Source organism: Hymenobacter segetis, from assembly GCF_038448715.1.
GTDB classification, from domain to species: domain Bacteria; phylum Bacteroidota; class Bacteroidia; order Cytophagales; family Hymenobacteraceae; genus Hymenobacter; species Hymenobacter segetis.
The window spans coordinates 55,888-82,048 of sequence record NZ_JBCEVZ010000019.1; the positions used below are offsets into that span (position 1 = coordinate 55,888).

Sequence of the window (26,161 nt, forward strand, 5' to 3'; positions counted from 1 at the left end):
AAAAGCAAAAGCGCCCCCAGTCAACCCGGAGACGCTTTGCAATACCGAAGCAGTTGTGTGCTATTCTTTGATGATGCGGGCGCTGCTGCGCAGGCCACCGTCGGCGTACTCTACCAGGTAGAGGCCGCGGCTCAGGTTGCTCAGGTCCACGGCCGTTTCAGTGGTGCCGGGCTGGGCGCTGAAGCTGGCCACGCGGGCCCCGGTGGTGCTGAATACCGTCACGCGGGCATCGCGGCTGGCGGCGGTGTGGGGCACGCTCAGACGGTTCTGCACGGGGTTGGGGTAGGCGGCCAGGTTGGTGGTAGCCAGGCCCGCACGGGTTGCCAGTGCAGCCTGACGGCTTTTCAGCGTCACGTTGCGCATCAGGAAATAGCGGCCGCCGCTCGAAGAGCCTACGGCTGGGTAAATGCGCACCGTCAGCGTTTGGCCGGCGGGCACTGTTACGCCGGTGGCAGCAGCCAAGGCAAACGTGTACAGGTCCGGCACGCTGGTGGTGGTGCCCGAAGTGGAGGGCAGAATGGCCGAGTTGTTGGCAATTTCGCCGGGGTTGCCCGAAGTGCCTACGCCAAACGACCCGTTCTCGGTGGCAAGCAGTGGCCCACCGGCGCGGGTGTTGGTCGAGTTGTTGATGGCCGGGCCTTTGCCGCCCGTCACGCTGGCCGAATCCGATACGAAATTGGTCAGCGACCAAGCCACGGCTACTTTGCCAGCGGCCGAGTTAAAGACGTTGGCATTGAAAACCACCGAGTCAAACCGCACCGCAGCACCCGTAGCGCCTACGCTAAACTGTTGGTAGAAGCGCCGACGGGGCGAACCCCCGGTGCCCGGATTGGGGTAGGTGGTGCTCACCGTGGTGCTCCAGCCACCACCATCTGCCACGGGGGCAATGGCCTGACCAGCGCTTGAGTACGGCGCAAAAGCCTGGTTGCCAGTGCCGGTAGGCAACTGATTGTTGGATAATACCAACCGACGCAGCACGGGAGTGCCCGGCGTCACGTTGGCGGAACGTACGGCGGCATTATCGGCAGTGTTCGTCATAAGTGGCCATTTCACGAAGCCAGCCGTTTGGGCCGAAGCCGTGCCGGCCAAGCCGAGGAATCCTGCCATCAGGAGGGGGAAGCGTAAATTCTTTTTCATGGAAATGGAGGGTGGGTTAATAAGTGATAAGACGAAGATTAGCTACCACGTTATCCATGGTCAAGCCAGATAAGGGCGCATTATTTTACGCAAATTCCCACCGGGGGAATAGAAAACAATGCGTTTGGAAGGGTTTAGTTGCGCAATCGTTGCCGGGAACGATGGCGCTGAAAACGGCAGCGCCGCTTAGGTAAAACGATTCATCGGTTAGTACCGCAACGTGGACCTGAGCGCTGCCTCCACGGGCCGATGCGAGAACGTTCCCGGCAACGATTGCGCAAAAAAAAGCGCCGGAGCGGGTAAGAACAGGGGGGCAACGGCTGGGAAGCGGCCTAATATTGTATAGGGCGATACTGCCCGCGTGGCCTGTTTTGGGCCCGTGTCACTCTTTCTATTCTCCGATGAAATCAACCTTGGTCGCGTTGCTGGCCGGGCTCGGTACTTGCCTTACGGCAGCCTTCCGCCCGGCCGATGCCCCGAAAACGCAGATTTTCCTGGTCGGTGATTCCACCATGGCCGACAAGGCTGACCTGACCAAGCCCGAGCGCGGCTGGGGCATGGAATTTGGCCAGTATTTCGACGGCGGCGTGGTCATCCGCAACACCGCCGTGAACGGGCGCAGCACCAAAAGCTTCCTGCGCGAAGGCCGCTGGGCTAAGGTGGTGCAGGACCTCAAGCCCGGCGACTGGGTGTTCATCCAGTTCGGCCACAACGACTCGAAGGTGGAGGACAGCGTCCGCTCGGCCCCGGCCCAGACGACGTACCGCCAACTCCTCACCAAGTTCGTGCAGGAAGCCAAGGCCAAAGGCGCGAACCCAGTGCTGCTCACGCCCGTGGGCCGTCGCTATTTCGACGATGCCGGCAAGCGCAAGGACGACCACGGCGAATACCCCGGCGTGGTGCGCGAAGTAGCCAAAGCCCAAAAAGTGCCGCTCATCGACCTGCACGAAAAAAGCTGGGCCATGTACTCAGCCATGGGCGAAACCGGCACCCGCCCGCTGTTCTGGAGCTACCTCAACGGCTACTACCAGCCCAACCCCGTGGCCCCGGCCAAGAACGACAACACCCACTTCTCGGAGTACGGCGCGACCCGCGTGGCCCAGATTGTGGCCGAAGATGTGCAAACTCAGCACCTCGCACTGGCCAGCCACCTCGCCCGCACCGCGTTCGATGGCAAGCTCGCCGCCGACCTGCCCGTGGTGCTGCAAACTGCATTCAAAAAGGACACCTTCAACCTGGCCAAATACGGCGCGGTAGCCGACGGCCAGATGCTGAACACCGAGGCGTTCCGCAAGGCTATTGATGCCTGCGCCGTGGGGGGCGGCACCGTGCTGGTGCCGCGCGGCCTGTGGCTCACCGGCCCCATCGTGCTGAAAAGCAACGTGAACCTACACCTGGCCACCGGCGCGCTCGTGCAGTTCACGGCCGACCGCAGCCAGTACCCGCTCATCAAAACCACCTGGGAAGGGGAGGAGGCCATCCGCAGCCAGGCCCCGATTTCGGGCGTGGATTTGACCAATATTGCCGTCACCGGCAACGGCACGTTTGATGGCGCGGGCGACGCCTGGCGGCCGGTGAAGAAGAACAAGCTGAATGAGAGTCAGTGGCAGAAACTGGTGGCCTCGGGCGGCGTGCTCAATGAAAAGAAGGACTACTGGTACCCCTCGGCTGCTTCGCTGAAAGGCAATATGCTGGCGGCCGCCGGCACCCCGCGCAAGAGCCTGAACGTGGGCGACTTTGATGATATCCGAGATTTCCTGCGGCCCAACATGCTCAGCCTCACGCGCTGCAAGCAGGTGCTGCTCGAAAGCTTCGTTATTCAGAACTCACCGGCCTGGACCATTCACCCGCTGCTGTGCGAAGACATTACCGTGCGCAACGTGACGGCCCGCAACCCCTGGTACGGCCAAAACACCGACGCCATTGACCTCGAATCCTGCCGCAATGGTCTGGTGGAAGGCTGCACGTTCGACGTGGGCGACGACGGCCTGTGCATCAAATCGGGCCGCGACGAGGAAGGCCGCAAACGCGGCGTGCCCACCGAAAACTTCATCATCCGCGACTGCAAGGTGTACCACGCCCACGGCGGCTTCGTGATTGGCTCCGAGATGTCGGGCGGCGTGCGCAACCTGTACGTGAGCAACTGCACCTTCATCGGCACCGATGTGGGCCTGCGCTTCAAAACGGCTCGGGGCCGCGGCGGCGTAGTCGAAAACATCTTCGTGGACGGCGTGGACATGACCGACATTGCCGGCGAGGCCGTGCTGTTCGACATGTACTACGCCGCCAAAGACCCCGTGCCGCTGGCCGGCGAAAGCACCGCGCCGCCCGTAATCGCCGCCAAACCGCTGAACGAAGGCACGCCGCAGTTCAAAAACTTCCGCATCCGCAACATCACCTGCAAAGGCGCGACCACCGGCATCTTGGTGCGCGGCCTGCCCGAGATGAGCATCAAGGACATTAGCATCGAAAACGCGGTGCTGGAAAGCAAAAAAGGCCTGCTGTGCCAGGAAGCCGAGAACATTCGCCTGAAAAACGTAACCCTGCTCTCGACTGAAACCACGCCCGTGATGGAAGTGCAAAACAGCCGCAACATCACCCTCGACGGCATCCACTACACCAACGGCGCGGAGCTGCTCCTGCGCGTGACCGGCGACCGCAGCAAGGACATCCGCCTAGTGAACACCAACACCAAGCTGGCGAAGAAGGACGTGCAGTTGGGCGACAAAGTGGCCAAGAAAACGGTTAGCGTCGCGCAGCGCTAGTTTGCCATTATCAATCAAAGCTGAACGTCATGCAGAGCGCAGCGAAGCATCTTTACCGAGAGAGTAATCAGATTTACAATCGCAGTAAAGATGCTTCGCTGCGCTCTGCATGACGGGCTTTATTCAAGACTTACAATACCCACCCAAATGAAATCAACTACCCGTCTTCTTCTCCCGCTGCTGGGCCTGGCACTGCTGAGTGAAACCGCCTCCGCCCAAACGGCGCGGCCGGCCGCCTACTCCCAGCGCATGGCCGATGCCTTCATGACCTGGCACCCCGATTCGATGGTCATCGGCAAGAACAAAATGGCCGGCTGGGGATACGAGCAGGGCCTGATGATGTACGCCATGGAGCGCATCTGGGAACGCACCGGCGATGCCAAGTACTTCAGCTACATCAAGAAAAATCTCGATTACTCGGTGCAGGCCGATGGCAGCATCATCCGGTACAAACAGGAGGATTTCAACCTCGATAACATGGCTACCGGCCGCGCCCTGCTGCTGCTGAGCCAGATGTCGGTGCCCGGTAATGAGAAGTACATCAAGGCGGTGCAGTATCTGCGCAAGCAGCTCGACGGCCAGCCCCGCACCAAGGAAGGCGGCTTCTGGCACAAGAAAATCTACACCAATCAGATGTGGCTCGATGGCCTGTACATGGCCGAACCGTTCTACGCCAACTACAGCCAGGTTTTCAACCAGGCCGCCGGCTTTGATGACGTGGCCAAGCAGTTTGCCCTCATCGAAAAGCACCTGGTGGACCCCAAAACCGGCCTGCTCTACCACGGCTACGACGAAAGCAAGGAGCAGGCCTGGGCCAACAAAACCACCGGCCAAAGCCCCAACTTCTGGGACCGCGGCATTGGCTGGTACGGCATGGCGCTGGTCGATGTGCTCGACTATTTCCCCGCCAACCACCCGCAGCGGCCCATGCTCATCAAGGCCCTGCAACGCTTGGCCCCCGCACTGGCCAAGTACCAGGACCCCAAAACCGGCACCTGGAGCCTTGTAATGGGCCAGGAAGGCCGCAAAGGCAACTATGCCGAAGCCTCCGGCAGCAGCATGTTCGTCTACGCCTTGGCCAAGGGTGTGCGGCTGGGCTACCTCGATAAAAAATACGCTGAAGTAGCCAAAAAGGGCTATGATGGCCTGCTGAAGACCTTCGTGGAAACCGAGCCCACCGGCGCGCTGGCCTTCAACGGCACGGTGAGCGTGGGCGGCCTGGGCGGCAAGCCCTACCGCGACGGCTCGTTCGAGTATTACCTCACCGAGCCGCTGCGCAAGAACGACTTGAAAGGCGTCGGCCCGTTCATCCTGGCCAGCACCGAGATGGAAATTGCCGCCGAAGACAAGCTCGGCCAGGGCAAAACCGTGGGCCTGGACTACTACTTCAACCACGAGATGCGCAAAAGCCCCGTGACGGGCGAGCCGGAGCAGTGGCACTACACCTGGGAGGAGCGCACCCACGGCGGCTTCTGGCTGTGGGGCAATGAGTTCCGCGAGCTGGGTGCCAAGACGGTAGCCGTGCCCACGGCCCCCACCGCCGCCAGCCTTAAGCCCCTGAGCGTGTACATCATCGTCGACCCGGACTCGCGCAAGGAGTCGCCCAAGCCCAACTACGTCCAGCCCGCCGACAGCAAGGCCATCACCGAATGGGTGAAGGGCGGCGGCACCCTCGTCCTCCTCGCCAACGACACGGCCAACTGCGAAATCAAGCACTTCAACGAGCTGGCCAAAAACTTCGGCGTACAGTTCACCAACCAAAGCGTGAACATGGTGCAGGGCTCCCAGTTCGAGCAGGGTAAAGTGGATTTGACCTCCGGCAAAGCCGTTTTCAAGAACGCCACCACGGCCTACGTGAAGGAACTGGCCGTGCTATCCGTGGCCGCGCCGGCCCAGCCGCTGGTCACCAACAACGGCAAGGTGATTATGGCCACGGCCCGCCTGGGCAAGGGCAAAGTCTTCGTCCTCGGCGACCCGTGGCTGTACAACGAGTACACTGACGGCCGCAAAATCCCGGCTTCGTTCGAGAATTTCCAGGCCGGAAAAGACCTGGCAACGTGGCTGCTGAGCAAATAAAGCAGGATATTAAATGCTATCAACAAAGCCGGCCGGGAATTTCCCGGCCGGCTTTATTTTGGGCGGTTGGGAACGTGAGCACTCACTAGCGAAGCAGGCAGCATCGGCGGTTTCGGAAACGATTACGCAGCTAAAACAAAGATTTTCCTTTCAGAAGCGGTTTTTTTGCCGGAACATTACTTTACCATAGCCTCGCCACGCTGCGCCCGCCGGTGCTGGTAGTCACGTCGCTTTAAATTCCCATTCCTCGTTCAATGAACCAGCTCGCTACGATTGATTACATCGTTTTCTTCGTCTACTTCATCATCGTGTCCAGCTACGGCATCTGGATTTACCGGCGCAAAACCGGCCACGACGGCACCATCGAAGGCGATTCCAAAGACTACTTCCTCGCCGAAGGCTCGCTGACGTGGTGGGCTATCGGCTCCTCGCTCATCGCCTCCAACATCTCGGCCGAGCAGTTCGTGGGCATGTCCGGCTCCGGCTTCAAAATGGGCCTCGCCATCGCCACCTACGAGTGGATGGCCGCCATCACGCTGGTGGTCGTGGCCGTGTTCTTCATCCCGGTTTACCTGAAGAACAACATCGCCACGATGCCGCAATTCCTGAGCCAGCGCTACAACAGCACGGTGGCCATGATTATGGCCCTGTTCTGGCTGGCGCTTTATATCGTGGTCAACCTGACTTCGATTCTCTATCTCGGGGCCATTGCCATCAGCAGCATCGCCGGCCTCAACCTGACGTTCTGCATGTACATGCTGGCCGGTTTCGCGGTCGTCATCACGTTGGGCGGCATGAAGGTGATTGGCTTCACCGACGTTATTCAGGTGTTCTTCCTGATTCTCGGCGGCCTAGCCACCACCTACCTGGCCCTAAACCTGGTAGCGGAGCACTACGGCACCTCGGGCGTCCTCAATGGCTTCAACATGATGACCCAGCACGCCGGCGACCACTTCCAGATGATTTTCAAGCGCGACAATGAAAACTACATGGACTTGCCGGGCCTCACGGTGCTAATAGGCGGCATGTGGATTGTGAACCTGAACTACTGGGGCTGCAACCAATACATCACGCAGCGTGCTCTGGGGGCTGATTTGCCTACGGCCCGCGCCGGCATCCTGTTTGCCGCTTTCCTCAAGTTGCTGATGCCCGTGATTGTGGTACTGCCCGGCATTGCCGCCTACGTGCTCTACAAGCAGGACATTTTCGGCGAGTTCGGCAAGGCCATGGTATCGGGTGGCGAGCTGAACCCTGACCGCGCCTACCCGGTGCTGCTCAACATCCTGCCCGTGGGCCTGAAGGGCTTGTCCTTCGCCGCCCTCACGGCCGCCGTGGTAGCCTCGCTGGCCGGCAAAGCCAACTCCATCGCCACCATCTTCACCCTCGACGTTTACAAGAAAGTCATCAATCCCGAGGCCTCCGAGAAGACGCTGGTAAGCACCGGCAAAATCGCCGTAGTAGTGGCCATGATTCTGGGCGTGCTCATCGCGCCGCACCTGGGCATCGACAAAAAAGGCGGTTTCCAGTACATTCAGGAGTACACGGGCTTTGTGTCGCCGGGCATTTTTGCCATGTTCATCCTGGGCTTCTTCTGGAAGAAAACGACGTCGAGCGCGGCGCTGTTTGCCACCATCGGCGGCTTCCTGCTCTCGCTGCTGCTCAAGTTCCTGCCCGGCATGGTGAACCTGTCGTTCCTCTCGCCTTTCGGTTTCGCCGTCAAAAATTCCGCTGGCATCTACGAAATTCCCTTCCTCGACCGGATGGGTTTCGTGTTCCTTTTCTGCGTGATTGGGATGATTATCATCAGCCTGTTTGAAGCCAGCCGTGGCGTGAAAACCAACGGCCTGGAAGTCGACCGCAGCATGTTCAAGCCGCAGCCCAGCTTCGCCATTGGCACGGCCGTTATTCTGGTCATCCTCACCACGCTGTATACCATCTATTGGTAGTAAAGTAGCCACTTGCGGGGTGCATATAGTATCTCGCAGGGTTGAAAAAACACAGTGTCCCGCAGTGCTCCAACGAAAGAGCAACACTGCGGGACACTGTGTTTTTACACTTTGGTGAAATGGCAGCGGCGTCCACAAAAGCCCGGTGTTCTATGCCGATTACTCGGCCCCCACAGTAAGGCGCGTAGGGTAGGGGCGGGAGTCCAAGCCCAACGGCACTAGGCTCCAGACGCGGTAATGGAAACTGATTAGGAATAAAATTGACTTATTCCGTAGTCGAATAGGCAAGAAAAATGATTCGGGGGATATTGATTTGGACTGGTGGAGAATGGTGCCATAAATTAGCAGGGTCCGGAAGCGCTGCCCGCGCCGGAAGCCCCTCCCCCCAATCCCACCCACTACCCATGCGTGCACTTTTCCTCTTTTCCCTGCTACTGCTGAGCTTCTCTGGCTTTGCCCAAACCAAACAATTCGTAGTGGCCCAAGATGGTAGCGGAGCCTACCGTACCGTTCAGGCCGCGCTCGATGCGGTGCCTAAAAACAACACCACGCCCATCATTATTTTCATCCGCAAGGGCGTTTACAAAGAGAAGCTCAACCTGGCCAAAAAACAGAATTTCGTGCGCCTGGTGGGCGAGGAAGTGAACACCACCGTGCTCACCTACGACGACTACAACGGCCGCACCCCCGCCAACGGCGAGCCCCTGGGCACGTCCGAAGCCGCCAGCTTCCGGGTGTTCGGCAACGACTTTTCGGCCGCCAACCTCACCTTCGAAAACACCGCCGGCACCGTGGGCCAGGGCCCGGCCATGTGGGTATACGGCGACAAAGCCCAGTTCGAAAACTGCCGCTTCCTGGGCTTCCGCGACACGCTGTATCCCTACGGCTACGGCAGCCGGCAGTATTACAAGAGCTGCTACATCGAAGGCACTACCGATTTTATCCTGGGCTCGGCCACAGCGTGGTTCGAGGACTGCACCCTGTTTTGCAAGGCCGGCGGCACCGTTATCATGGCACCATCCACGCCCGACAGCATTCGCTACGGCTTCGTGCTCCAGCGCTGCAAGATTGTGGGCGACGGCACGCCCGGCTCCCTTTTCATCGCCCGCCCCTGGAAGCCCGCCGCTAAAACCGTGCTGCTCAACTGCGAGCTGAGCAACCTCATCACCCCCAAAGGTTGGGACCATTGGGGCAAGGAAAGCAACAAGCAGGACGCATTTTTTGGCGAGTTCAAGTCCATCGGCCCCGGCGCGGCGCCCAAGGCGCGTATCCTGTGGTCGCACCAGCTCACGCCGCAGCAGGCCGCCTTCTACACCCGCGAAACCGTGCTGGGCGGCTGGGTGCCGAGCGTGCCGCAGTAAGCCGCATATTGGTAGTTGTTTACCGGTATCCCCGGGAGCTTGGCCTCGTCAAAGCGGCTGGTTCTCGGGGCTTTTTCTTGCTTAGGTATGATGGAATTGGCGGATTTTATGCAAAATATTGGCGAACCTTAAGAAAGTAGGTTTTCTTAGTAAAGTTCAATATTTGGCTACGTTAAAGCAGGGTGTATGAGGTGAATGCTCTTCGTTGGATTTTTGGGGTCTGAGGCAATTTCAAGCCATGGTATGGGTCGGGTAGGGGCACATGGCATCGTTCCCGGCAACGATTGCACAAAAAAATATTGTCCAACTCTTGCTTTTGGCTGAAGCTTCACCAAACCTTTAAGAAGCAGGACCAGCCCCAGCTACATTTTTGAGCAAGTTGGCCCTGCTCTATCGTCTCAACATCGTCCCTTTTATGACCGCATTTTCTTCTGCATTTAGCTTAGCCGGCAAGCGTGCCCTCGTTACGGGTTGCGACCGGGGTATCGGGCAAGCCATCGCCCTCGGTTTGGCCGAGGCGGGCGCCGACATCATCGGTGTATCCATGCACATGCCCGCCGGCGGCGAAACCGAAGTTGCCGTGCAGGCATTGGGCCGCGAGTACCGGGGTTACCAGGCCGATTTCGGCAAGCTCGACGAGTTGCAGGGCTTCATCAAGGAAGTGCAGGCCGACTTTCCGGTCATCGACATTCTGTTCAACAACGCCGGCATCATCCGCCGCGCCCCCGCCGCCGAGCATTCCGACGAAGACTGGGATGCTGTGCTCAGCATCAACCTCGACGCGCCGTTCCGCCTGGCCCGCGCCATTGGCGGCCAGATGTTGAAAAACGGCAGCGGCAAAATCATCTTCACGGCGTCGCTGCTCACCTTCCAGGGCGGCATCAACGTGCCCAGCTACGCGGCCAGCAAAGGCGGCGTGGGCAGCTTGGTGAAAGCCCTCGCCAACGAGTGGGCTGGCCGCGGGGTGAACGTGAACGCCATCGCGCCCGGCTACGTGGCCACCGACAACACCGCTGCCCTGCGCCAGGACGAGGAACGCAGCGCCGCCATCCTCTCGCGCATTCCGGCCGGCCGCTGGGCCCTGCCCACTGATTATCAAGGCCCCGCCGTATTCCTTGCCTCTGCCGCTAGTGACTACGTGCACGGCACCATCCTCACCGTCGACGGCGGCTGGATGGGGCGCTAATGAAATGTTGAGCTTTGTGGGTTGAATTCAAACCTCAACCCTGCATAACTCAACACTCAACATTCATAACCCATGATTACCCAGATGACCCAGCGCTTTGCCATTGGCCCCCGCGAAACTGCCACCCTCAACACGAGCGGTATCCGGGAGCATTTCCTGATTGAGAACATCTTCACGGCCGGCGAAATCGAGCTGACCTACACGCACTACGACCGCATGATTGTGGGCGGCGCGCAGCCCACCTCGGCCGCGCTGACGCTGCCCTGCCCTGAGTCGCTGAAGGCCAACTTTTTCCTGGAGCGCCGCGAGTTGGGCGCGCTCAACGTAGGCGGGGCCGGCACCATTACGGTGGATGGCAAGGTGTACGAGCTGGGCAACCAGGACTGCCTGTATGTGGGCATGGGCAGCAAGGAAGTATCCTTCGCCAGCGCTGATGCGGCCAATCCGGCTAAGTTTTACCTGCTTTCGGCTCCGGCGCATGCCGTGCATCCCACCGCCCGCCGCACCCAGGCCGAAGCCACGCCCGTGCAAATGGGCGCGATGGAAACTGCCAACGAGCGCACCATCTACAAATACATCTACGCCGAAGGCATCCAGAGCTGCCAACTGGTGATGGGCCTCACGCAGCTCAAAGCGGGCTCGGTGTGGAACACTATGCCCTCGCACACCCATGACCGGCGCATGGAGGCTTACCTCTACTTCAATATGCCCCAGGGCCAGCGCGTGCTGCACCTGCTGGGCGAGTCCACCGAAACCCGCCCGCTGTGGGTGAGCAACGAGCAGGCCATTCTTTCGCCGCCGTGGTCCATCCACACCGGCTGCGGCACCAGCAACTATGCCTTCATCTGGGGCATGGCCGGCGAAAACCGCGAATACACCGACATGGATGCCGTGCCCCTCGACACGCTGCGTTAACCAGCTGATTAACAAAAACTCCCACCCAAATTTAGTTATCTGATGAAAAAACATCTTCTCCTGCTCTGGCTGCTGCTCCTGGGGAGCATCGGGCTGGCGGCGGCACAAAGCCGACAGGTTCAGGGCGTTGTGAAGGCGGCCGACGGGGAAACCCTGCCGGGCGTGACCGTGCTGGTGGAAGGCACCACCAACGGTGCCTCGACCGGGGCGAATGGCGACTTTTCCATCACGCTGCCCGCCAATAGCGCCAACGCCACGCTGCGTTTCAGCTACGTGGGCTACGTGTCGCAGGCGGTGAAAGTGGGCAGCCAGTCCACCATCAACGTCACGCTGGCTTCGGACAGCAAGCAGCTGGATGATGTGGTGGTGATTGGCTACCAGGAAGTGCAGCGCCGCGATGTGACCGGCTCGGTATCGTCGGTGAGCGCGCAGCAGATTAAGGACGTGCCGGTGAACTCGGCGGCCGAAGCGCTGACCGGCCGTTTGGCCGGGGTGCAGCTCACTACTTCTGAGGGAACGCCGGGCGCAGCCGTGACGGTGCGGGTGCGCGGCGGCGGCTCTATTACGCAGGACAACTCGCCGCTGTATGTGGTAGACGGTGTGCAGGTAGAAAACGCGCTGTCCACCATTGCCCCGCAGGACATTCAGTCGGTCGATGTGCTGAAGGATGCTTCGGCCACCGCCATCTACGGCGCTCGTGGGGCCAATGGCGTAGTTATTATCACCACTAAAATTGGCAAAGAAGGCCGCACTACGGTGAGCTACACTGGTTTTGCGGGGGTGCGTCAGATTTCCAAAAAACTGGACATTCTCGGCCCGGGCGACTTTGTGCGCTATCAGTACGAGCGGGCCCAGCTGGCCGGCACCACGGCCCAAGCCGACTTCAAGAAAACGTACGGCACTTTGCGCTACGACAGCCTGAGCTCATTTAATAACCTGCCCAACATTGACTGGCAGGAGCGGGTGTTCGGGCGCGATGCTTTCCAGCAAACCCACAACGTGTCTATTGCCGGGGGGGCCAAGGGCACCAATTACTCGCTTAGCCTGACCCGCAACACCGAGGACGGCATCCAGCTCAATTCGGGGTTTGACCGCTATCTGGTGAATTTCCGCCTCGACAGCAAAGTGAGTGAAAAATTCCGGGCCGGTTTCAACGCTCGTTACAATGTGACCAATACCCAGGGCTCGGGCACCAGCTCGACAGGCACCTCGACGACTTCGCGCTTGCGCAACGTTATCGAATACCGGCCTTTCGACTTCGTTGGGGGCGCGGTGCAGGACCAGGATGCTTTTGATGAATCGCAGGCCACTTCGGGTGCCCGTTTGGGAAATGCAGTGACGCTCATCAACCAAGAGTACCGCCGCAATACCCAGAAAGTGCTCAACGTCAACGGCTCGGCTAGCTATTCGTTCCGCAAAAACCTGACTTTCCGCTCGACCGTGGGCGTGGAAACGACCAACCAGGTTCAGAATGCCTTCAACGGCCCGGTGACGCCGGTGGCCCGCCAGAACGGCAATATGCCCACCGCTTCCATCAACACCGCCGAGACGGTGACGGTGAACAACAACAACGTGCTGACCTACAATTTCAACAAAGGCAAGCACAGCTTCGACGCGTTGGTGGGCCAGGAGACGTACCAGATTAACACGACCGGCCTCAACGTGGGCGTGCTCTACCTGCCCTCGACCATCACTGCCGAACGCGCTTTGGCTGGTATCAACCAGAGTGCCCCGCCGGCGGGCGTGCAGCCCACGCTGAGCTCCAGCAACGTCACCAGCCGCCTGCTGTCGGGCTTTTCGCGCCTGAGCTACAACTACGACGATAAGTACCTGCTCACGGCGACGTTCCGGGCCGATGGCTCGTCGAAGTTCGCCCCGGGCCGCCGGGTGGGCTATTTCCCGGCCGCTTCGGTGGCCTGGCGCTTGTCGAAGGAGGGATTCATGCAGCCTTACACCAACACGATTTCGGACCTGAAGCTGCGCTTGAGCTACGGCCTGTCCGGCAACAACCGCATTGGCGACGCGCTGTACCTGTCGCAGTTTGGGGTATTGGTGCCACCCATCAACCCCGCCAGCGGCCCGGCTACGTCGCAGTACGGCTTTGGCGAAACGCTGGTGCCGGGCCTGGCCAGCACGGCCCTGGCCAACCAGTTTCTGAAATGGGAAACCACCGCCTCGCGCAACGTGGGCTTGGACCTGGCCCTGTTCAACAACCGGGTGCAGTTTACGGTGGATGCTTACTACAACAACACCTACGACCTGCTGCTGAGCAAGGCGGTGCCCTCCACCTCGGGCTACTCGCTGCAGCAGCAAAACGTGGGCAAAACCTCGAACAAAGGCGTCGAGTTTCAGCTGAGCGGCACAGTGTTCCAAACGCCGGACTTTACCTGGACGGCCAACACCAACCTGTCCATCAACCGCAACCAGGTGGAAAGCCTGGGCGATGGGGCCGATTTCTTCCTGTTCAACTCCAACTGGGCCGGCTCCGATGGTCCCAGCTCCGACTACCTCATTCAGGTGGGCAAGCCGCTGGGCCAGGTGTATGGCTACGTGGCCGACGGCTTCTACAAAGCCAGCGACTTTGAGGGCTACACGGCCGGCGTGGCCCGCACCTGGAAGCCCAAAACCGGCGTGGCCGTCAATCCCAACGCCTTTGCTCCGGAAGGCCCCGGCGACATTCGCTTCAAGGACCTCAACGGCGACGGCCTCATCACCGAGCTCGACCGCACGGTTATCGGCAACACCAACCCCAAATTCACGGGCGGCTTAAACAACCAGTTTGCCTACAAGGGCTTCGATGCCAGCATCTTCGTGAACTGGGTGGTGGGCAACGACATCTACAACGCCAACAAGGTGGAGTTCTCGAGCGCCCTCTACGCCAACACCAACCTACTGAGCAGCGCCTACAACAGCGGCACGTACCGCACCAACGACCCCGTAACCGGCCAGCTGGTAACCGACATCGGCCGCCTGGAGCAAATCAACCAGAATGCTACCTCACCCACGCCATCGCGCGGGCGCTACATCACCTCCTCGGCCAACATCGAGAACGGTTCCTTCCTGCGCCTCAACAACCTGACGCTGGGCTACACGCTGCCGAAGGCCCTGACGCAGCGTGCCAAAATCACCACCGTGCGCTTCTACGTCACGGCCAGCAACCTCTACACGTTCACCAAATACAGCGGCTACGACCCCGAGGTGAGTGCCCGCCCCCGCTCGCCGCTATCGCCCGGCCTCGACTACGCGGCCTACCCCCGCAGCCGCGCCATGCTGGCTGGCCTGAACCTGACTTTTTAACGAGGCTATCCCACCCATTCGTATGAAAAATATAGCTAGCCGCCGCCTCCTACTGGGCCTGGCCATTGCCTCCCTAGGCAGCACGTTCTCGTGCAAAGACTACCTCAACGTGGAGCCGGTTTCGTCGGTCGATTCCCAATACGTGTTCACCAGCGTGAGTGGCACGTCCAGCGCCCTGACCGGAGCTTATGATTTGCTGTCGGGTGATTTTACCTACGGGCAGCGCCTCAGTGCCTACTTCCCTTACGATTCCGACGACATTCAGGTGTCGGGTGGTACCACTGTCGACCAGGGGCGGCGCGGCATTGCCCGCTATATTCTGGATGCCAACAACACCGAGCTGAATTTGCCCTGGAATGCCCTGTACCAGGGCGTGGAGCGCGCCAACGTGTGCATTCAGAACATTCCGCAGTCGCCGCTCTACACCGGTGGCACTGCTGCCGAGCAGGCGGCCATGAAAAGCATGTACGGCCAGGCCCTCACACTGCGGGCGCAGTATATGCTTGAGCTGATTCGCAACTGGGGCGATGTGCCCGCGCCCTTCCTGCCCGCCTCCGCCACCCCCGACCTGCGCCTGCCCAACGCCGACCGCGACGCGACCTACGAACACCTGCTGGCCGACCTGCTGCTGGCCGAAACCCTGGTGCCCTGGCGCTCGCAGGCCGGCACCACCGACGAGCACATCACCAAGGGAGCCGTGAAGGGCCTCCGTGCGCGCATTGCTCTGTACCGGGCCGGCTACGCGCTGCGCTCCGATGGCAACATGCGCCAGGGAAGCAACCCACAGCAGTTTTACGAAATAGCCCGCAACGAGTGCTCCGAAATCATCCAGAGCGGCGAGCACAGCCTCAACGGCAACTTTTATACCCTGTTTAAAAACGTGAATGAGCTGAAAGTTGATAACAGCGAAATCATGTTTGAAGCGGCCATGGCCGGCGGCTCGGCAATCTCCGACAGCAAGCTGGGCTACTATACCGGTCCGAAAATCGACCAGGCTTCCCGCTACGGGCAGGGCAACCCCGGCCTGAACGTGCTGCCGACTTACTTCTACGCCTTCGACTCGCTGGACACCCGCCGCGATGTCACCATCACGTACTACTCCATCGGCAGCACCAACCTACAAACGCCTACTACGCTGCTGGGGCTCACCGATGGCAAGCTCCGCCGCGACTGGCGCGTTCCCTTTGTGCCGGGCCAGATTCAGTACCTGGGCTTCAACTGGGCCCTGCTGCGCTACGCCGACGTGTTGCTGATGTTTGCCGAAGCCCAGAACGAGCTGGCCGGCCCGACCGCCGCCTACAACGGCCTGACCCCGGTGGCTGCCCTGGAGCAGGTGCGCCGCCGCGCCTACCGCACCAGCCCCACCAGCATCGGCACCACGCCGACGGATAAGGTGGGGTTCTTCACGGCCCTGGTAAACGAGCGATACCTGGAATTTGGCGGCGAAGGCATCCGCAAGTACGACCTCATTCGCTGGAACCTGCTGGGCAGCCGGATTGCGGCTACCCGCGCCAACCTGCTGCTGCTCAAGAGCGACACGCTGACCAAACCCAGCCTGGTGTACTGGAAGCAAGTTGGGGAAGGCATGCAGCTTACCTCGTTCCGGCGCCCCAAGCCGGCCACGGTACCCACGGGCTTCAAAACCACCGGCATACAGTGGCTGCGCAGCATTTCGGTGGCATCTACCACCTCATTTGCTTCCGGATTTCAGCCAGGCAAGTCGGAGCTGCTGCCTATCCCGCAGGTGGCCATCGACAATAACATCAACCTGCGCCAGAATCCTAAATACTAATCCTGGGCTTCGGCCTTCACATTCAACGCATGATGACGCTGCAAATACTGCTCCTGCTGGCAGGGCTGGGCAAGGTGGGACTTGGAACTACGCCGACCCAACAGGAAGCGGTAGCCACGGGCGGTCCGGAGCTTTTCCGGGCCGTCCAGGCAGCGCCAGCGCAAGCCGTGGTGCAGGACACCATCGCCGAAAAGATGCTGGTGTTTCAGCGTTCCGTGGGCGGCTGGCCCAAGGCCGTGGGTACCAAAAAGGTGGACTACTCGCACCCGCTGGGTGCTGATGAGCGGGCTGCCACGCTGCGTGATAAAAACCGCAACGATGCCACGATTGATAACAACGCCACGAGCCGCGAAATCAGCTACCTGGCCGAGGCGTATCAGAAAACCAACAACCCGGCCTACCGTGCCGGGGCCGAAGCCGGTATTCGCTTCCTGCTGAAAATGCAGTACGCCAACGGCGGCTTCCCGCAGTATTACCCCGATTTCAGCAACTACCGCCACCAGATTACCTACAACGACAACGCCATGGTGCGCGTGCTGGAAGTGCTGCGCAAAGTAGCCCGCCAGCAGGCCCCCTTCACCGGCCTCGATGCCAAACTGGTGCCCCAGGCCATCAAGGCTGAGGAGCGCGGCATCAGCTGCATGCTGAAAACCCAATATGTGCGCAAGGGCCAGCCCACGGCCTGGTGCGCCCAGTATGACGAGAAAACCCTGCAACCGGCCAAGGCCCGCGCCTTCGAGCTGGCCTCGCTGAGCGGGGATGAGTCGGTGGACATCGTCCGGTTTCTGATGGGCATTGAAAAGCCCTCGGCCGAAGTGTGCAAAGCCATCGACAGCGCCGTGGCGTGGTTCGAGAAAGTGAAAATGGATGGCTATGCGGTGAAGGAAGTTACGCTGCCATCTTCCAAGAAAGTGCTCGACCGCGTTATCGTGCCCACGCCGGGCGCGGTACTCTGGGCGCGTTTCTATGAGCTTGATACCGACCGCCCCATCTACGTGGGGCGCGACAGTCAGGTGCACTACCAGCTCACCGAAATTGAAAACGAGCGCCGCGCCGGCTACCTCTACGCCGGCGTTTGGCCCGAAAAATTATTGAAAAAAGAATATCCGGCCTGGCAGAAGCGGGTGAGTACGGGAGGGCGCTAGCCGCCCCGAATTCTAGCTTCGTTCAGCAACCAATCCTATTTCCAGCCCCATCGACATGGACACGCTCACCCAACAACTGGCCCTGGCCACTCCTCTTACTTCGGCCGCCGTGTCCTGGCCCACTCCGGCGCTGTTTGCGCTGCCCGAAAAGGTGCTGCAGTTCGGCACCGGCGTGCTGCTGCGCGGCCTGCCCGATTTCATGATTGACGAGGCCAACCGCCACGGCGTGTTCAACGGCCGCATTGTGGTGGTGAAAAGCACCGACGGCGGCGACGCCACGGCCTTCGAACGTCAGGACAACCTGTACACCGTGTGCGTGCGCGGCGTGGACGACGGCCACCCCGTGGAAGAAAACGTGGTGTGCGCCAGCATCAGCCGCGTGCTCTCGGCCAAAAGCCAGTGGGCTGACGTGCTGAAATTCGCCGCCAGCCCCGACCTGCAGGTGGTGATTTCGAACACCACCGAAGTCGGCATTCAACTGGTGAACGAGGACATTCACCTCACGCCGCCTACGTCTTTCCCTGGCAAGTTGCTGGCCGTGCTCTATGCTCGTTTTGAGGCTTTCAAAGGCGATGTGAACCGTGGTTTGGTTATTGTGCCTACGGAGTTGATTCCCGACAACGGCCGCAAGCTCGAGGCCATTGTGCTGGAGCTGGCGCACCGCAACGACCTCGGCAGCGCCTTCATCGACTGGCTCGAAGCGGCCAACGATTTCTGCAATACGCTGGTCGACCGCATTGTGCCCGGCCGCCCCGAGCCCGCCGCCTACGAAGCCCTGCAAGCCGACCTCGGCTACCAGGATGACCTGCTGACCATGGCCGAAGCCTACTCACTCTGGGCCATTGAGGGCGGCGAGCGGGTGCGCGAGGTGCTGTCGTTTCACACGGCCGCCACGGGCGTGGTTATCCGGCCCGACATCACGCTGTTTCGCGAGTTGAAGCTGCGTTTGCTGAACGGTACGCACACGCTCAGCTATGCCCTGGCCCATCTGGCCGGCTGCACCACGGTGCGCGAGTCGCTGGAAAACGAAGACCTGGCGCGATTCATCCACAACCTGATGCTAGCTGATTTGCTGCCCGGCATCCCGTTCGCAGTAGATGAGAAAGTAGGCCAGCGCTTCGGGATGCAGGTCCTCGACCGTTTCCGCAACCCTTACTTGGAGCACCGCTGGCTGGCCATCGCCATGCAGGGCACCGCCAAAATGCAGATGCGCAACGTGCCCACGCTGCTGCACTACTACCAGACGCACAATGCCGTGCCGCACTACATGGCGCTAGGCTTCGCGGCCTACCTGCTATTCATGCGCAACACTGCCACCGGAGCCAGCACTGGCCAGGGCGAAGCCAATGGTCAGCCCTACACCATTCAGGACGACCGCGCCGGCTACTTCGCCGAGCTGTGGACCAAGTTTTCGCCCGAGGAGCTGACCAATGCCGCCCTGCGCAACACCGCCCTCTGGGGCCACGACCTCACCCGCCTGCCCGGCTTCGCCGATAAAGTAAGCCATTACCTCGCGCAGTTGTTGGAAGAAGGCGCGCCCGCCACGCTGGCCGCATTTTTTACCAAAAAAGCCGCCGTTGTTAATTCCTGATTAAGCCTAAGAAAAACGTCATGCTGAGTGAGTGAGCCAAAGTGTCTCTGCCCTGAGATTACCTCCTTCGCTGCAACGAAGCGGCAGAGATGCTGCGGCCGCGCTTGGCCTGACGATTTCCCGATAATTACCCGCTGATATGAAACACCAAGTTGCCCGCATTCACCCCGCCGATAACGTGCTGGTCGCCCTTGTCGACCTGCCCATCGGCACCGAAGTGCCTTGGGAAAACGGCTTTATCACCACCGCTGAAGCCATTCCGGCCAAACACAAGCTCGCGCCCCTGGGCCTGAGCGCGGGCCAGCCCGTGACCATGTACGGCGTGCTCGTGGGCACTGCCCGCGAGGCCATCCGCCCCGGCGGTCGTCTCACCACTGCCAATATTCAGCACGCCACCAACAGCTACGACGAGCACGCCCACCAACGCGCCGCCTGGACCGCGCCCGACGTAACCGCCTGGCAGGACCGCACCTTCCAGGGCTATCACCGTGCCGATGGCCGCGTGGGCACCGCCAACTACTGGCTGGTTATCCCGCTGGTATTCTGCGAAAACCGCAACATCCAGGTGTTGCAGGATGCTTTGATAACTGACCTCGGCTACGCCCGCCGCAAAACCTACCAGCCCGAAACCCGCAAGCTGGTAGAACTAATGCAAGCCGGCAAAACAGTAGAGGAAATCCTCAGCGCCGACCTCGAAGCCAGCGCCGACTTGGCCCAGAATGCCCGCCCATTCCCGAACGTGGACGGCATCCGCTTTCTCTCGCACGAGGGCGGTTGCGGCGGCATCCGCCAGGATGCCCAGACGCTGTGCGGCCTGCTGGCCGGCTACATCACGCACCCCAACGTGGCCGGTGCCACCGTGCTCAGCCTCGGCTGCCAGAACGCACAGGCCAGCATGCTACAGGACGAAATCGCCAAGCGCGACCCCAATTTCAGCAAACCCCTCTACATCCTCGACCAGCAGAAACTGGGCACCGAGGAAACTCTCATCAGCACCGCGCTACGTCAAACTTTCGCCGGTTTGATGATTGCCAACCAGGCCCGCCGCGAGCCTGCGCCGCTGAAGGCCCTGAACATCGGGCTGGAATGCGGCGGCTCCGACGGCTTCTCCGGCATTTCGGCCAACCCGGCCCTGGGCCACGTTTCCGATATGCTGGTGGCGCTTGGCGGCTCGGTCATCCTGGCCGAATTCCCAGAGCTGTGCGGCGTGGAGCAGGAACTGGTGGACCGCAGCGTGAACCAGGAAACCGCCGAGCGTTTCAGCAGCCTGATGAAGGCCTATGGAGACTCAGCTGTGGCTGTCGGCTCGGGCTTTGACATGAACCCTTCGCCTGGTAACATCCGCGACGGTCTGATTACCGACGCCATGAAATCGGCCGGCGCGGCCCGCAAGGGCGGTTCCTCGCCCGTGGTAGCCGTGCTCGACTATCCCGAATTGGTGACCAAGCCGGGTTTGAACCTGCTTTGCACGCCTGGCAACGATGTGGAATCCACGACGGCCGAAGTAGGGTCGGGGGCCAACATCGTTCTCTTCACCACCGGTCTGGGTACACCTACCGGCAACCCCATCGCGCCGGTTATCAAGGTGTCCAGCAACACGGCTTTGGCGCGGCGGATGCCCGACATTATCGACGTGAACACGGGCACCGTGATTGACGGCGAGGAGACAATCGAGCAGGCCGGCGAGCGCATTCTTGATTACGTCATTCGGGTGGCCAGCGGGGAGGAAGTGGCCGCCGTGCGCCACGACCAGACCGATTTCATTCCGTGGAAACGCGGCGTGTCGTTGTAGTCCTCCAAAGAATTTACGCAACCGTTTTCGCTAATAAATACCGGAATCAGGACAGTCCATGAGGGCAACGCGCCCCGCCCCGGCCTACCTTCGACTCCTGAAATCATTCGAATTTATCAGAACCCTGGTTCTGCCTTCCTGATTGATTATGAAGCCTTTTCTCAACGACGATTTCCTGCTCCAGACGGCCACGGCCAGCACGCTCTACCACGAGTATGCGAAGCAGATGCCCATCATCGACTATCATAACCACCTGCTGCCTGACCAGATTGCCGAGGACAAGCAGTTCGAGAACATCACCCAAATCTGGCTCTACGGCGACCATTACAAGTGGCGCGCCATGCGGGCCAACGGCGTACCCGAACGCTACATCACCGGCGATGCTTCGGACTGGGAGAAGTTTGAGAAATGGGCCGAAACCGTGCCGTACACGCTGCGCAACCCGCTGTACCACTGGACGCACCTAGAATTGCAGCGCTACTTCGGTATCACCGAATTGCTGAACAAGGACAGTGCCCGCCGCATCTACGACGAGTGCAGCGCCAAGCTCCAGACGCCAGAATATTCGGTGCAAAACCTGCTCAAAAAGATGCAGGTCGAAACCCTCTGCACTACCGACGACCCGGCTGATTCGCTGGAGCACCACCAAGCCATTGCCGCCGCCGGCTTTGGCGTGAACGTGCTGCCCACCTTCCGCGCCGACAAGGCGATGGCCGTGGACGATGCCCGCAGCTACAACGCCTACCTCGACAAGCTGGCAACGGCGGCCGAAGTGGAAATCAACACCTTCGCCGACCTCGAAATGGCCCTGCGCCGCCGCCACGATTTCTTCGCCACCGTAGGCTGCCGCTTGTCGGACCACGGTTTGGAGCACATCTACGCCGCCGAATACACTGCTGAAGAAGCCGCCGCCATTTTCCTGAAAATTCGGGGTGGTAGCGAATTGACGCACGCCGAAAACCACCAGTTCAAGGCTGCCGTGCTGGTTTTGCTGGCTGAGATGGACTGGGAGAAGGGCTGGACGCAACAGTATCACATCGGCGCGCTGCGCAACAACAACTCGCGGATGCTCCGCGAGCTCGGCCCTGATACAGGCTGGGATTCCATCGGTGACTTTCCGCAGGGTCGCGCTCTGTCTACCTTCTTAGACCGGCTCGACGGCCAGGACAAGCTGGCGAAAACCATCATTTACAACCTCAACCCGGCCGACAACGACCTGATTGCGACGATGATTGGCAACTTCAACGACGGCTCGGTGGCCGGCAAAATGCAGTTCGGTTCCGGCTGGTGGTTCCTCGACCAGAAGGACGGCATGGAAAAGCAGCTGAACGCCCTGAGCAACATGGGCCTGTTGCCGCGCTTCGTGGGGATGCTCACGGATTCGCGCAGCTTCCTCTCGTACCCGCGCCACGAGTATTTCCGCCGCGTGCTCTGCAACCTGCTCGGCAATGATGTGGAAAACGGCGAGCTGCCGGCTGATATGGAATTGCTGGGCCGCACCGTGCAGAACATCTGCTACGGCAACGCCAAGGAGTATTTCGGCTTCGGCAAAGTGGTGGAAGCTGCTGCCGTAACCGCCTAAAATTAAGCAAGTAGAGGCGGGGCTTGTCCCCGCCCGAATCGTTGAACAGTCAGAGAACGATGCAACGACCGGGCGGGGGCAAGCCCCGCCCCTACAACCAATCATTACTTATCACCCCAGAATGAAGCAAGTTGTCACGTTCGGCGAAATCATGATGCGGCTCTCGCCGCCGCTGAATTACCGGTTCGCGCAAACCCAAAACCTCGAAATCACCTACGGCGGCGGCGACGCCAACGTGGGCGCTTCGCTGGCCGGACTGGGCGTGCCCGCTGCCCATGTCACCTGCTTCCCGGCCAATGATTTCGGCCACGCCGCTGCCCAGCAGTTCCGCGCCCTGGGCGTGAACATGGACGCCACCGTGTACGAAGGCGACCGCCTCGGCCTGTATTTCCTGGAAGTAGGAGCAGGGATGCGCCCCAGCAAAGTGGTGTACGACCGCGCCAACTCGGCCTTCGCCCACCTCGACCCGGCCAAATTCAATTGGGATGAAATCCTGAAAAACGCCGGCTGGCTGCACTGGACGGGCATCACGCCCGCCATTTCGGCTACCACGGCCGAGGCTACGCGCCAGGCCATTGCCGCCGCGCGCCGCCTGGGCATCACCGTATCGGCCGATGTGAACTACCGCCGCAACCTGTGGCAGTACGGCCAGACGGCCCAGAGCGTGATGGCGGAACTGGTGGCCGGCTGCGATATAGTTGTCTGCTCCGAGAACGACGCCGAGGACCTGTTCGACATCGTGCCCGAGCCCGGTACCGACAACAAATTCGTGTCGGTGGCCCGCCAGGTAATGGCGCGGTTTCCGCAAATAAAGCAGGTGGTTACTACCCGCCGCAAAACCCACAGCGCCTCGCACAATGGCCTGAAAGGCATTTTCTACGACGGCCAGCAGTTTCTCGAAACCGTCACCTACGACATTAACCCCATCGTCGACCGCATTGGCGGCGGCGATGCCTTCATGGCCGGCTTCATTTACGGTTCGCTGGCTTACAACAATCCGCAGCAGGCCCTCACCTTTGGCGTGGCGGCTTCGGCCCTCAAGCACACCATCCACGGCGACATCAACCTGGTGACCGTGGCCGAGGTGGAAGAAATCATGAAGGGCAACACCAGCGGCCGTTTGCTGCGCTAAATTCGACCAACCATGCCCCGCCATACTCCCGCCGAAACCCTTGCCACGCTGCTCCGCTACCCGGTGGTGCCAGTGTTCTACCACGCCGATGCGGCCTACACGCAGCGCATTTTGCAGGCCTGCTACACGGGCGGCATCCGCGTGTTCGAGTTTGTGAACCGGGGCGAGAAAGCCCTGTCGGTATTCACCGAGCTGCAGGATTTTGTAGCGCAGCAATGCCCGGAAATGATTCTGGGCATCGGCACGATTTACAAAGCCGCTGAGGCTGAGCAATTCATTGCCGCCGGAGCCGAGTTCGTGGTGCAGCCCCTGGCTACCGCCGAGGTCGCCGAGGTGTGCCGCGCCCACGACATTCCGTGGCTGCCCGGCGCGATGACGCCCACCGAGATTTACAACGCCAGCGAACTAGGCGCGGCCGTGGTGAAAATCTTTCCCGGCAATCTGGTCGGTCCTGATTACGTGAAGGCCCTGCGCGGACCCATGCCTCACACCAAACTCATGGTGACCGGCGGCGTGGAGCCCACCGAGGCCAGCCTTTCGGCCTGGTTTGGCGCGGGTGTGAATGCTGTGGGCATGGGCTCGCAGCTCTTCAAAAATGCTGATGATACCGACACCCTGGCTGCCAGCATTGGCCAGCTGATGCAGGTGGTCGAAACCCTGAAAAAGTAGTGCCCGATGGTGCGCAACGCGCGCCATTGGGTTGATTCCGAGTAATGCCCTGGTTTCAAATTCCCGAACTCGATGATGACATCTTCCACGCAGGCTCCGCCTGATTCTCCGCTGGCCACGGCCAATGCCGTCATTGGCAAATACCGTTGGACCATTTGTTCGCTGGTATTCTTCGCCACTACGATTAACTACCTCGACCGGGCAGTTATTTCCTACCTCAAGCCCGACCTGGAAAAGGCGTTTGGCTGGGGCGTGGCCGACTATGCCAACATCGAGCTGACCTTCAAAATAGCCTACGCGCTGGGCATGGCCGGCGTGGGGCGCGTTATCGACAAGCTGGGCACTAAGCTGGGCTACGCCTTGGCCACCACGCTGTGGAGCATCGCCGCAATGGCGCACGCCCTGACTACGGGCACGTTCAGCTTCAGCGTGGCCCGTGGCGCACTGGGCGTAATGGAAGCCGGCAACTTTCCTTCGGCCATCAAAACCATCGCCGAGTGGTTTCCGCAGCGTGAGCGGGCGTTGGCGACGGGCATCTTCAACTCGGGGGCCAATGTGGGTGCCATTGTAGCGCCGCTCACCGTGCCATTCATTGCCGCGCATTACGGCTGGCAGTGGGCGTTTGTGATTACCGGGGCGCTGGGCTTTATCTGGCTGGTGCTCTGGATGATGATATACGAAACGCCATCCAACAGCAAGCGTCTGAGCAAAGCGGAATTTGATTACATCAACGCCGATATTCCAGCCGGCCTGCCCACCGAGGGCGTGACGGAGGAAAAGCCGAAAGCCTCCTGGGCCACGTTGCTGGGCTACCGCCAAACCTGGGCTTTTGTGGCGGGCAAGTTCCTGACCGACCCCATCTGGTGGTTCTACCTGTTCTGGTTGCCCGATTTCCTGGGCAAGCAATACGGGCTGAAAGGCACGGAGTTGGCCCTGCCTACTGCCACGGTGTATATTCTGTCGAGCATCGGTAGCATTGGGGGCGGCTACCTGCCACTGGGCTTTATCAAGCGGGGGATGCCCGCGTTTCAGGCCCGCAAAACTTCTATGCTGATTATTGCTTTCTGCGTGCTTCCCATCGTGGCCGCGCAGTGGCTGGGCGGGCTGAATATGTGGCTGGCGGTGCTGGTTATCGGCATCGCGGCGGCGGCTCACCAAGCTTGGAGCGCCAATATTTTCACCACCGTGTCGGATATGTTTCCGAAGCGGGCGGTGGGCTCGGTCACGGGCATTGGCGGCATGGCGGGCGGTTTGGGCGGCATCGCCCTCACGGCGCTGGTGCAGAAGCGCATGTTCGTGTACTTCGAAAGCATTGGGCAAATTCAAAAAGCCTACTACATCATGTTCTTCATCTGCGGTGCGGCTTATTTGCTGGCCTGGGTGCTGATGTTCACGCTGGTGCCGCGCATGGAGCCCATCAAGCTCGACGACGAATAACTGCACGGAGTAGGGGCGGGGCCTGTCCCCGCCCGCCCGTTCGCATCGTTGTAATGATTCCGTTCAACGTGAGGGCTGGGGCAGGCCCCGCCCCTACACCATTTCTGATTCTAAGGATATGAAAACGCGGCCTTTACTGCTGGCGCTGTTGCTGGTATTGCCCTTACTTGTCTTCGCTCAGGCTATCAATTCCAAGAAAATGACTGCCGAAAAAGAAGTGGAAGCCCTGGAGCGCCAGCGCTTTGAGGCGCAGGTGAAAAAGGACTACGCTGTGCTCGAAAAAGTACTGGGCGATGACCTAGTATACACCCACGGCGACGGCCACGAAAACACCAAAA

The 26,161-nt window shown here is 60.4% G+C and carries 17 protein-coding genes; 16 read left to right on the forward strand and 1 reads right to left on the reverse strand.

Annotated features, from left to right (window positions below):
- Window positions 1-60: 60 nt before the first annotated feature.
- Window positions 61-1,137, reverse strand: coding sequence for a T9SS type A sorting domain-containing protein (locus tag AAFH49_RS10025; RefSeq protein ID WP_342297764.1), 1,077 nt, complete (start codon window positions 1,135-1,137; stop codon window positions 61-63).
- A 401-nt stretch (window positions 1,138-1,538) separates the two neighbouring features.
- Between AAFH49_RS10025 and AAFH49_RS10030 the strand changes: the two genes are divergently transcribed.
- The 16 genes from AAFH49_RS10030 to AAFH49_RS10105 all read left to right on the forward strand — a co-directional run.
- Window positions 1,539-3,902, forward strand: a complete 2,364-nt coding sequence (locus tag AAFH49_RS10030; protein WP_342297766.1) for a glycosyl hydrolase family 28 protein — start codon at window positions 1,539-1,541, stop codon at window positions 3,900-3,902.
- A 147-nt stretch (window positions 3,903-4,049) separates the two neighbouring features.
- On the forward strand, window positions 4,050-5,978 hold the full coding sequence (locus AAFH49_RS10035) for a glycoside hydrolase family 88 protein (RefSeq protein ID WP_342297768.1): 1,929 nt from the start codon (window positions 4,050-4,052) through the stop codon (window positions 5,976-5,978).
- 254 nt (window positions 5,979-6,232) lie between these two features.
- Window positions 6,233-7,924, forward strand: coding sequence for a sodium/sugar symporter (locus tag AAFH49_RS10040; RefSeq protein ID WP_342297769.1), 1,692 nt, complete (start codon window positions 6,233-6,235; stop codon window positions 7,922-7,924).
- 404 nt (window positions 7,925-8,328) lie between these two features.
- A complete protein-coding gene (locus AAFH49_RS10045) occupies window positions 8,329-9,285 on the forward strand; it encodes a pectinesterase family protein (RefSeq protein WP_342297771.1) in 957 nt (318 codons plus the stop codon).
- Between the two features lie 415 nt (window positions 9,286-9,700).
- On the forward strand, window positions 9,701-10,471 hold the full coding sequence (locus AAFH49_RS10050) for an SDR family oxidoreductase (RefSeq protein WP_342297772.1): 771 nt from the start codon (window positions 9,701-9,703) through the stop codon (window positions 10,469-10,471).
- A gap of 72 nt (window positions 10,472-10,543) precedes the next feature.
- Window positions 10,544-11,386, forward strand: a complete 843-nt coding sequence (kduI, locus tag AAFH49_RS10055; protein ID WP_342297774.1) for a 5-dehydro-4-deoxy-D-glucuronate isomerase — start codon at window positions 10,544-10,546, stop codon at window positions 11,384-11,386.
- A 42-nt stretch (window positions 11,387-11,428) separates the two neighbouring features.
- Complete coding sequence (locus AAFH49_RS10060) at window positions 11,429-14,683, forward strand: SusC/RagA family TonB-linked outer membrane protein (RefSeq protein ID WP_342297775.1); 3,255 nt, start codon at window positions 11,429-11,431, stop codon at window positions 14,681-14,683.
- Between the two features lie 22 nt (window positions 14,684-14,705).
- A complete protein-coding gene (locus AAFH49_RS10065; RefSeq protein ID WP_342297777.1) occupies window positions 14,706-16,475 on the forward strand; it encodes a RagB/SusD family nutrient uptake outer membrane protein in 1,770 nt (589 codons plus the stop codon).
- 29 nt (window positions 16,476-16,504) lie between these two features.
- On the forward strand, window positions 16,505-17,620 hold the full coding sequence (pelA, locus tag AAFH49_RS10070; protein ID WP_342297779.1) for a pectate lyase: 1,116 nt from the start codon (window positions 16,505-16,507) through the stop codon (window positions 17,618-17,620).
- Window positions 17,621-17,675: 55 nt separating this feature from the next.
- Window positions 17,676-19,211, forward strand: a complete 1,536-nt coding sequence (locus AAFH49_RS10075; RefSeq protein WP_342297781.1) for a tagaturonate reductase — start codon at window positions 17,676-17,678, stop codon at window positions 19,209-19,211.
- 139 nt (window positions 19,212-19,350) lie between these two features.
- Complete coding sequence (locus tag AAFH49_RS10080) at window positions 19,351-21,003, forward strand: UxaA family hydrolase (protein ID WP_342297783.1); 1,653 nt, start codon at window positions 19,351-19,353, stop codon at window positions 21,001-21,003.
- Window positions 21,004-21,151: 148 nt separating this feature from the next.
- Window positions 21,152-22,585 carry a glucuronate isomerase gene (gene uxaC, locus AAFH49_RS10085; protein ID WP_342297784.1) on the forward strand — a complete coding sequence of 478 codons (1,434 nt, stop codon included), beginning with the start codon at window positions 21,152-21,154 and terminating at the stop codon, window positions 22,583-22,585.
- 121 nt (window positions 22,586-22,706) lie between these two features.
- On the forward strand, window positions 22,707-23,717 hold the full coding sequence (locus tag AAFH49_RS10090) for a PfkB family carbohydrate kinase (RefSeq protein ID WP_342297785.1): 1,011 nt from the start codon (window positions 22,707-22,709) through the stop codon (window positions 23,715-23,717).
- Between the two features lie 12 nt (window positions 23,718-23,729).
- The gene (locus tag AAFH49_RS10095) at window positions 23,730-24,386 is read left to right on the forward strand and encodes a beta/alpha barrel domain-containing protein (protein ID WP_342297787.1); all 657 of its coding nucleotides are present in this window, start codon (window positions 23,730-23,732) and stop codon (window positions 24,384-24,386) included.
- A gap of 72 nt (window positions 24,387-24,458) precedes the next feature.
- The gene (locus tag AAFH49_RS10100) at window positions 24,459-25,823 is read left to right on the forward strand and encodes an MFS transporter (RefSeq protein WP_342297789.1); all 1,365 of its coding nucleotides are present in this window, start codon (window positions 24,459-24,461) and stop codon (window positions 25,821-25,823) included.
- A 118-nt stretch (window positions 25,824-25,941) separates the two neighbouring features.
- Window positions 25,942-26,161, forward strand: a 220-nt coding sequence (locus AAFH49_RS10105) for a nuclear transport factor 2 family protein (RefSeq protein ID WP_342297790.1), incomplete at its 3' end; no start/stop codon positions are given.